At 29.9% G+C, this 358-nt stretch carries 1 protein-coding gene; it reads right to left on the bottom strand.

The features are described 5' to 3' along the window. The coding region (locus tag HC175_RS21025) for a hypothetical protein (RefSeq protein ID WP_209310165.1) at positions 1-358 on the bottom strand (358 nt) is incomplete at both ends.

The raw sequence follows: 358 nt of genomic DNA on the forward strand, positions 1-358 counted from the left end.
TTGTAACTGACTCTTTGATTTTCTCACAAATTATACTAGCTAGATTCTCTTCAAAATCTGTCCATTTTTCACTTATTATTATTTCAGTTCTTGGAGAATTTAAGTCCAAATCTCGCTCACCACACACATCAATTATAAGTATCAGCGGAAAAGGACAATTGATTTTTACTTGATTGTTTTTTATTCTCCAACTTTCAGGGAATAAACTTGAGGGAATTTCAATTCCATGTAATGAGATTTTTGATTTTGAACTTGCTAATGTACTATGTGAATTATCCGTTCTTATATCTCCATCATCACTAACCGTAATTGATTTTGATGATTCTTTTATTGAGTTAACATCAATTTTAAGTTCTCT

This window comes from Salinimicrobium oceani (assembly GCF_012037645.1).